Source organism: Shewanella sp. SM101 (assembly GCF_025654465.1).
GTDB lineage: Bacteria > Pseudomonadota > Gammaproteobacteria > Enterobacterales > Shewanellaceae > Shewanella > Shewanella oncorhynchi.
Genome location: NZ_JAKKRH010000092.1, coordinates 1 through 5,330 on the forward strand (window position 1 = coordinate 1; position 5,330 = coordinate 5,330).

The 5,330-nt window shown below is 42.6% G+C and carries 4 protein-coding genes and 2 pseudogenes; 4 read left to right on the forward strand and 2 right to left on the reverse strand.

Annotation, left to right across the window (positions count from 1 at the left end):
- Positions 1-223: transposase (locus tag L5M38_RS23645; RefSeq protein ID WP_263180313.1), on the forward strand; the 223-nt coding region annotated here is incomplete at its 5' end.
- A gap of 122 nt (positions 224-345) precedes the next feature.
- On the opposite strand, the pseudogene L5M38_RS24630 reads toward L5M38_RS23645, so the two are convergent.
- Both L5M38_RS24630 and L5M38_RS24635 read right to left on the reverse strand, forming a co-directional pair.
- A pseudogene (locus L5M38_RS24630) lies at positions 346-492 on the reverse strand (IS630 family transposase); the annotation flags it as partial.
- A gap of 32 nt (positions 493-524) precedes the next feature.
- Positions 525-634: pseudogene (locus tag L5M38_RS24635) on the reverse strand (IS630 family transposase); the annotation flags it as partial.
- 207 nt (positions 635-841) lie between these two features.
- Here L5M38_RS24635 and L5M38_RS23650 point away from each other — a divergent pair.
- From L5M38_RS23650 to L5M38_RS23660, 3 genes are all read left to right on the forward strand, one after another.
- Entirely contained in the window at positions 842-2,296 is a 1,455-nt protein-coding gene (locus L5M38_RS23650) for a diguanylate cyclase (RefSeq protein ID WP_263180489.1), read from the forward strand.
- Between the two features lie 440 nt (positions 2,297-2,736).
- The gene (gene fusA / locus L5M38_RS23655; RefSeq protein ID WP_107402610.1) at positions 2,737-4,830 is read left to right on the forward strand and encodes an elongation factor G; all 2,094 of its coding nucleotides are present in this window, start codon (positions 2,737-2,739) and stop codon (positions 4,828-4,830) included.
- Between the two features lie 225 nt (positions 4,831-5,055).
- The coding region (locus tag L5M38_RS23660; protein WP_263180491.1) for a transposase at positions 5,056-5,330 on the forward strand (275 nt) is incomplete at its 3' end.

A 5,330-nucleotide genomic window follows, 5' to 3' on the forward strand; every position in this document is an offset into this window, starting at 1 on the left:
CTTTGATAATCTGACGCTTCTCAAGTTGCCACCTTATTCACCGGAGTTGAATCCAATAGAGCAGGTATGGCAATGGCTGCGTCAAAATGTGTTGGCCAATCGTTGTTTTAGTGGTTATGACGATATTGTCGAACAGTGCTCTATCGCATGGAATACCTTCATTGAGAAGAAAGCAAGAGTGATAGAATTGTGTACTAGACCGTGGACAATTTTGACCAGTTAATTAATGTAATTGGTATTAGTCAGTTTCCCTCCTATTTTTCTCTCGATAATCCCTTTTTTACCTTCCACGATACGAATAATGTGCACCATTTGGCTTTACATCAATTCTATTAATATCCGCTACAACTGTTCTATCAGATTCAGTTCCGGAGAATAAGGCGGCAGCTTTATCTCAGATTAAAAAATCTTCTGCCATCTTTGTTTGATGCCACCCGCACAGTCCATCATGATCGCGGTATAGCGGCCAAAGAACGTAGCAGTAGAAGTTAAGGCTCCTATAAGCGCAGTTTGCAAAGGCGCTATGATGGCTTTGGATGGCGAGTAAGGGTGGTTATTTAGGATAGCCCTGATGATGAAACAAGCGATAAATATTGGCTTTTTTAAATGTGATACCAAATTCAGACGGAGTGAAATTAGGACTGAGTGAACTTAGCAACGTTCTTTTCCATCAACTGATCACCTTATGAAGATAAGTTTTGCTGATGTACGAAGGCGTTAAGACACAATGGACAAACGAGCGTTTCGTATAAGCAATGATGGGAATTGGTATTGTGTGGTTTTCACGTATACACTTTTTTTACATTCCCCATCTAGCATCAGCTTTTAGGTTGAAATTTCAATGGAATTGCGTGGCTTATTGAGGTTATTGTCGCTATTGCTGTGTATGCCATTACTGGTGAATGCTGATCGTTTCATGGTGTCTAGTACTAAACTTGCGGATCAAGATGTTAGAGTCAAGTCTGCTGTGATAGTCCGTTATTGCGTTGATCCTGATTGGCTGCCCTATGAAGGAATACGAGAAGGTAAACATCTGGGGATTTCATCGGATTATATTCGTCATGTTGAGTCACATTCTTCCCTTAAGTTTCAGCTAGTGCCGACATCTTCTTGGACCGAAACTTTATCTTTTTTGCAAAGTGGTCAGTGCGATTTAACCCCTATGTTGAATAAAACGCTAATACGCGAGACTTATCTGCACTTCAGTGATGTCTATTTCCGCTCACCCAATGTGCTTGTTTCACTTAAAGAACAGCCTTTTCTGCAAGGATTGGAGAATATCAATACGCGTATTTTAGCCGTGCCCAAAGGTTATCGTTTAGCCGAGTATATTCAGCATTATTATCCTCAGATAGAAATACTTACTGTTGCCAGTGAACCTGCGGGATTGCAGTCGGTTCTGGATAAACGTGCAGATCTGTTTGTTGGGTCAATGTTTTCGGTTAACGCTTACATTCAACAAATGGGATTTGAACATTTAAAAATTGCGGGTTGGGGCGGGCCGGAAGATGAGTTACGGATGGGGGTCGCTTATGGTCAAGAGTCCTTGCTACCTGTGATAAATAAAGCCTTAAACACTGTGAGTGAGCAAGAGCGGATCACGATTTATCAGAAGTGGAATAATGTGACTGTGATAGATGAGACTAACTATTCGCTTGTGTATCAAATTATCTGTGCGACGTGTCTGTTGCTCCTAATGTTGGGGGCAAGAACTTACTTTATGAGTCAATATAATCGAAGATTAACCGATAAGAATAAGCAGTTGGAAACTTTACGCGAACAGCTTGAAGCGTCAAATGCCGAACTCGAATTTTTATCTACCCACGACCCCTTAACTAAATTGTATAACCGACATTACTTTAATCGCTTTTTTATTAATAACGAGCAGCATGATAAATCTGCTGGGGCAGGCATGTGCCTTGTAATGATTGATATCGACTACTTTAAAGAGATTAATGACACGCTAGGGCATAACGTCGGCGATCGCATTCTTGAGCAAGTGTCACAGGTATTACAGCACTGTGTGCGTGATTCTGATGTGGTTGCACGTTGGGGTGGCGAAGAATTTGTTATCCTCTGCCAACAGTCATCATTGCCATTAGTTGAAAGCTTGTGTGTGCGGATTGCGCAGAGGATTAACAATTATCAATTTACTGACAATGTTCACTTAACTTGTAGTTTTGGTGTCGCTAAGCTCGCAGAAAACGAACCTATACAATTGTGTTTTGAGCGTGCAGATCGAGCCCTTTATCGTGCTAAAGCACAAGGGCGTAATCAAATGTGCATCGACACGTAAGGGTTTACTCAAGACTGATTTGTGGTTATTTGGCTAAAAGACTGCGATTGAAGTGAGTCGCGGATGTCATCTCTATTTTGGAGATAGGTATAACATGATTGTTCTAGCATCCATGCTTGCAGGTTAATGTATGATGTTTGTACTGACGATATGATAGAAATCCCTTGAAAATCGCTTTATCCCATTAAAATGAGGTTTATTTAAGGTTTTTTATTGATTGAGTGAAAAATAAGCTAAAGTGTTTTACTTATCTGTTTTAGTTCGTATTTATGGCGATTTCCTTAAATTATTACGCGACTTTATCGTGAAAAAGTGCGCTATCCATTTGCGTGTAGCTGGGTTCCAATTTACAATATGCGCCTAAAATAATCTGATGTGCGGTGTGTCGGTATTTGTCGCATACTCCGTCTACTTCTTAAACTACTCATTAAAGTTGAATCATGACCGAATTATCCAAATACAGAAACATTGGTATCTTCGCTCACGTTGACGCGGGTAAAACCACGACCACCGAGCGTATCCTTAAGTTAACAGGAAGAATCCATAAAGCCGGTGAGACTCACGATGGCGAATCTACCACTGACTTCATGGTACAGGAAGCTGAGCGCGGTATTACTATTCAGTCTGCTGCTGTAAGTTGCTTCTGGAGAGATCACCGTTTCAACGTTATCGACACTCCAGGACACGTTGACTTCACCGTTGAAGTTTATCGTTCTCTGAAAGTGCTTGATGGCGGTATCGGTGTATTCTGTGGTTCAGGCGGTGTTGAGCCTCAATCAGAAACTAACTGGCGCTATGCGAACGAATCTGAAGTTGCGCGTATTATCTTCGTAAACAAGTTAGACCGTATGGGTGCTGACTTCTTACGCGTAGTTAAGCAAACTAAAGACGTATTAGCTGCTACTCCACTGGTTATGGTTCTGCCAATCGGTGTTGAAGACGAATTCACTGGTGTTGTTGATCTGTTATCTCGTAAAGCATACGTGTGGGATGAGTCTGGTTTACCAGAAAACTTTAATATCCAAGATGTACCTGCTGACATGGTTGACATGGTTGAAGAATACCGTGAAATGCTGATCGAAACTGCCGTTGAGCAAGACGATGCTGTGATGGAAGCGTACATGGAAGGCGAAGAGCCATCTATCGAAGATATCAAGCGTTGTATCCGCAAAGGTACTCGTACTATGGCTTTCTTCCCAACATACTGTGGTTCTGCGTTCAAGAACAAAGGTATGCAACTGGTTCTTGATGCTGTTGTTGATTATTTACCAGCACCAGACGAAGTTGAACCACAGCCACTAACTGACGAAGAAGGCAACGAAACTGGCGAATTCGCTATCGTTTCTGCTGATGAGCCATTAAAAGCGTTAGCGTTCAAAATCATGGATGACCGTTTCGGTGCCCTGACTTTCGTACGTATCTACTCAGGCCGTCTGAAGAAGGGTGATACCATCCTGAACAGCGCGACTGGCAAGACTGAACGTATCGGCCGTATGTGTGAAATGCTAGCTGATGACCGTATTGAAATTGAATCTGCTCAAGCTGGCGACATTATCGCTATCGTGGGTATGAAGAACGTTCAAACTGGTCACACTTTATGTGACGTGAAACACCCAGTTACCTTAGAAGCTATGGTGTTCCCAGAGCCAGTTATCTCTATCGCAGTAGCGCCAAAAGATAAAGGCGGTTCTGAGAAAATGGGTATCGCAATCGGTAAGATGATCGCTGAAGATCCATCATTCCGCGTAGAAACTGACGAAGATTCAGGTGAAACCATCCTTAAAGGTATGGGCGAACTTCACTTAGATATCAAAGTAGACATTCTGAAGCGTACTTATGGTGTTGAATTGATCGTAGGTGAGCCACAAGTTGCTTACCGTGAAACCATTACTCAAATGGTTGAAGATCAATACACTCACAAGAAACAATCAGGTGGTTCTGGTCAATTCGGTAAGATCGAATATATCATCCGCCCAGGTGAGCCAAACACTGGTTTCGTGTTCAAATCTTCAGTTGTTGGTGGTAGCGTTCCGAAGGAATTCTGGCCAGCAGTTGAGAAAGGTTTCGCGAGCATGATGAACACAGGTACTATCGCTGGCTTCCCAGTGTTAGACGTTGAGTTCGAATTAACTGACGGTGCATTCCACGCAGTTGACTCATCAGCAATCGCGTTCGAAATCGCTGCTAAAGGCGCTTTCCGTCAGTCTATCGCTAAAGCTAAACCACAACTTCTTGAGCCAATCATGAAAGTTGACGTGTTCAGCCCTGATGACAACGTGGGTGATGTGATCGGTGACTTAAACCGTCGTCGCGGCATGATCAAAGACCAAGTTGCTGGTGTAACAGGTGTTCGCGTTAAAGCTGACGTACCGTTATCAGAAATGTTCGGTTATATCGGTACTTTACGTACAATGACTTCTGGTCGTGGTCAGTTCTCTATGGAGTTCTCACACTACAGCCAATGTCCAGCTAGCGTAGCTGAGAAAGTTGTTGCTCAAGTTAAAGAACGTAAGGCTGCTGAAGCTAAGAAGTAATTCTTAACTTACCTTAAAAACCGCTGTCGGCCTCTAGGCTCGCAGCGGTTTTTTTATGGGAGAGATCCAACTGTAATCACCCGCTACGGCTGACGAAGTTTCGTATCCCGTTGTTTAAAATAATGTGATTGGTATTAGGGCCTGTTGATCTTTCGAGAGTGATTTTTAGACAGCATGGCAAGACGTTATAATTTGCTTCGCCAAAAGTAACCATAACCTCAAGCCATGCCAAGACTTATGCTAACCGATGMACGCTGGGAAAAGCTATTTCATTTAATGAAAAGCACAGGCCGTGTTTATGACAAACCTGAACATAGACAAACATTCGAAGGTATTCTTTACCGCCTTAGAACAGGTATCCCTTGGCGAGATTTACCTAAAGAGTTCGGTCATTGGAGCACGGTCTTTAGACGGTTTCATTTATGGTCTAAGAAAGGCGTTCTAGCACATTTATTCAAGGCCTTAGCCAACCTTGCTGATATAGAATGGGTCTTTATTGA